Source organism: Streptomyces sp. NPDC055103, from assembly GCF_053607625.1.
Map to the genome: position 1 here is coordinate 1 of NZ_JBSGTX010000147.1, position 3,843 is coordinate 3,843.

Genomic DNA, 3,843 nt, shown 5'->3' on the forward strand with positions numbered 1-3,843 from the left:
GATAAACGGCTGGGCTAAGATCAATTTGGGCTGGCGAAACGCACGCAGTGATGAAGTAGTTCAATATGTGGATCCAAATAACTTTTCCAGAGACAGCAAATACTACTTCCAATTTCTCAAGCTGTCACAGACAGCGGGCCTCAGCGTTACTGAGGTCAATCAGAAAGTGCTTGCGGGTAAAGGCATCCTGACAGGGAGAGCAAAGGCATTTATCGATGCCGCCAATCAATATAGCATCAACGAACTGTATTTAATCTCACACGCACTTCTTGAAACAGGAAATGGGACATCTGCCTTAGCCAATGGCTTAACCTATAACGGAAAAACCGTATACAACATGTATGGAATTGGAGCATACGACAGCAACCCGAATTACTACGGAGCCAAATATGCGTACGAGCAGGGCTGGTTCACACCTGAAGCGGCCATTATCGGCGGAGCTAAATTCATAGGCTCATCGTATATCCACAACACAGCTTACAATCAAGACACACTGTACAAAATGAGATGGTCAGCTACAGCGACACACCAATACGCAACAGACATCGGCTGGGCGTACAAACAAGTAAACCGCATGTACAGCCTGTATTCATTGCTGGACGGTTATACACTTTATTTTGATGTTCCGGAATATCGATAAAAAACTTAGAAAGTTGCAAATAGGCTGTAGCTATTAAATAGCTACAGCCTCAGGCTGTCGAGAAAATCTCGACAGCCTTTATTTTTCCTAAAAATATCCATTCTTCTGTAATAAAATAAAAGAAAGACTTAAAAGGTGATATTATCCCCTCTAAGTAGACAGTGTAAAAAGCCCGCTTTTCAAAAGTGGCTGTTACACTATACGTGGAGGGGATTTTTTATGGCGAGAAAAGGGCAACACTTTCAGCACTATACGAAAGAATTTAAGATGAAAGCTGTCAAAATGTACGAGGAAGGAAACAAAAGCTATAACACGTTAGCTGAAGAATTAGGGCTTCGAAGTTCAACCCAGCTCAAAAATTGGGTGAAAACATATCGGGAAGGCAAGTCTTTTGATGATCAAAGGGGAAAAGATACAAAGTCAGACAATCCTTTTATTGGACGCCCTAAAACAACGTTTAAAAGTGTTGAGGAAGAACGAGATTATTTAAAGGCACAGGTCGAATACCTAAAAAAGCGCTATCCAAATCTGCATGGGGAGGACGGATTTTGAAGGCAGCACGATTTGAAGCTGTTCACGAATTGAAGGACCGTTATCCGATTACGTGGCTGGTATGTATCGCCAAAGTGTCACGGTCAGGGTACTATAAATGGCGCAAGGCTCAAAGGTTTCGAATGGCAAGGCAACAGAGAGATCAGATCATAAAAGAGCACATCATGGCGATTCATCATTCACGCCCTTTCTATGGCTATCCTCGGATTACTGTCGCTTTAAAGAAAGAAGGTTTCTGCGTCAACCATAAGCGTGTTTACAGATTGATGAGAGAGATGAACATCCACTCGATTATTCGAAAAAAGCGTCGTTATTTTGGAAGAAAGGCATCGGTTGTCCTGCCAAACCGGCTTAACCGAGAATTTCAAACCAATCAGCCTAATCAGTTATATGTAACCGATATTACCTATATTGCTTGCGGACAACGATTCTATTATCTTTCTGCAGTACAAGATCTTTACAACAATGAGGTTGTCGCATGGAAACTGTCAAAGCGAAATGATCTTGAACTGGTGATGAAAACAGTGGAAAGTTTAACAGCTCAACGGGATGTCCAAGGGGCCATTCTCCACTCTGATCAAGGATTCCAATACACAACAAAAGCATATCAAAAGCGACTTGAAACCGTTGGTTTGAAGGGCAGCCATTCCCGTAAGGGAAACTGCCTGGATAACGCCTGTATCGAATCATTTTTCTCGCACCTCAAAACAGAGAATACATACTTTTCTTCATGTCAAACTGAAAAAGAGCTCCACAAAAGCATTAAAGATTACATCCAGTTCTATAATCACGAACGATTCCAGAAAAAATTAAACCAGTGTGCTCCGGTAGAATACCGTAACACACTGGTTGCTTAGGCTTTTTATGGCTGTCTACTTGACAGGGGTAAGACCAAGGACGGTGTCTTTCTCATGTTCCACACAAGAAACTCTTCTCAAAACACAGCCGAATTTGTTCTGCTTGACCAACTCGTTGAAGAGGATCACCTGCTTCGGAAAATTGATAAACACATAGACTTCTCTTTCATCATTGAAAAGGTGAAACCTTACTACAGTGAAAACAAAGGCCGCCCCTCACTTGATCCGCTTATTTTATTTAAAATGATGTTTATCGGATACCTCTATGGTATCCGTTCAGAAAGACAGCTTGAAAAAGAAATTTACTACAATATGGCGTACAGATGGTTTCTCGGATTGAACATAAACGACCCGGTTCCACACCACTCCACCATCAGCTGGAACAGACGCACACGCTTTAAAGATACAACCATCTTCCAAGACATTTTTGATGAGATCGTTCTTCAGGCCATCAATCATGACATGGTGGGCGGACGAGTCCTATTCACCGACTCCACACACCTTAAAGCCAATGCCAACAAGCATAAATACACAAGAAAAACAATTGCGCAGGATACCCAAAACTATATCAAGGATTTAAATGAAGCCATTCAAGAGGATCGGGAGGAACACGGAAAAAAGCCATTAACAGCCAAAGAGGAGGTGAAAGCTGAAAAAGAGATCCGCCACAGTACAACCGATCCGGAAAGTGGCTATCTGTATCGTGAAAACAAACCAGAAGGTTTTTTCTATTTAGATCACCGCACAACAGATATGAAATACAACATTATCACCGATGCCTACGTCACACCTGGAAATGTCCATGATTCTGTGCCTTATCTTGACCGATTAGACCACCAAATCGCACGATTTGGTTTTCAAGTAGAAGCCGTCGCCCTTGATTCCGGATATTTAACGACTCCGATCTGTAAAGGATTATCTGACCGCCAAATCTTTGGTGTCATCGCACATAGACGTTATCACCCTATCCGAGGCTTGTTTCCAAAATGGAAATTTCATTATGACAGTGAACAAGACAGATACATTTGTCCAAATCACCAAACACTTACATACTCAACAACTGACCGAAAAGGCTACCGGTCATATAAATCAAATCCTGAAATATGTTCCTCATGCCCACTGCTTGAAAACTGTACAAAATCAAAGAATCGGCAGAAAGTGATTACTCGACATGTATGGGAAGAACATAAAGAAAAGGTCAGACAAAATCGCTTGTCTGTTTCAGGAAAAAACCTCTACAAAAAAAGAAAAGAAAAAATAGAGCGAAGCTTTGCAGATTCAAAACAGCTGCATGGGCTTCGCTATTGCAGGTTGAGGGGAAAACGAAATGTGAGTGAACAAGTTCTCCTCACAGCCGCATGCCAGAACATGAAGAAAATTGCCACATACCTAGCCAAGCAGGGCTAGGCATGTGGGAGCGCTTTTTCTGCATCTGAAACCTGATGAATATCTAAAGAAACTGTATAAAACAAAAAAGCTTGTAGAAAAAACGTCGTTTTCTCTACAAGCTGAGAAGACAGCCGGTAAAAGGCTGTCTTCTTTTCGTTTTTATAGGGGGCCGGACGTTAATTCATCTCATATGCCGGGCTTTCTGCTCCATTTGCTTCGAGAACCTTCATACTGTTACGAAACTCAGTTATGCTGAGATGTCCTTGAATATAGAGGAACTTGGCAAAGTCCATCAGTTTATTCATACAGTCTGTTTCATATTTCTTCATTTCTGCAAAACGTTTGCTTAAGTATGATACGTTCATTATGGTGCATCCCCTCTCATCTGTATTGAAAATATGGTAC

The 3,843-nt window shown here is 41.6% G+C and carries 4 protein-coding genes; 3 read left to right on the forward strand and 1 reads right to left on the reverse strand.

The genetic code is table 11. The features are described from left to right. From ACWFR1_RS39975 to ACWFR1_RS39985, 3 genes are all read left to right on the forward strand, one after another. The coding region (locus ACWFR1_RS39975) for an N-acetylglucosaminidase (protein ID WP_453560910.1) at positions 1 to 640 on the forward strand (640 nt) is incomplete at its 5' end. A gap of 219 nt (positions 641 to 859) precedes the next feature. Continuing rightward, a protein-coding gene (locus ACWFR1_RS39980) for an IS3 family transposase (protein ID WP_087614167.1) occupies positions 860 to 2,049 on the forward strand; the annotation gives its coding sequence in 2 pieces (ribosomal slippage) (positions 860 to 1,160 and positions 1,160 to 2,049; 1,191 coding nt in all). Positions 2,050 to 2,103: 54 nt separating this feature from the next. Beyond that, complete coding sequence (locus ACWFR1_RS39985) at positions 2,104 to 3,456, forward strand: IS1182 family transposase (RefSeq protein ID WP_129093204.1); 1,353 nt, start codon at positions 2,104 to 2,106, stop codon at positions 3,454 to 3,456. 158 nt (positions 3,457 to 3,614) lie between these two features. Here the strand turns inward: ACWFR1_RS39985 and ACWFR1_RS39990 are convergent. Next, positions 3,615 to 3,843, reverse strand: a 229-nt coding sequence (locus ACWFR1_RS39990; RefSeq protein ID WP_453560919.1) for a YppF family protein, incomplete at its 5' end; no start/stop codon positions are given.

Coding starts and splice junctions, on each gene's coding strand:
- ACWFR1_RS39985 (WP_129093204.1), top strand. CDS start 2,104: ATGTTCCACACAAGAAACTCTTCTCAAAACACAGCCGAATTTGTTCTG.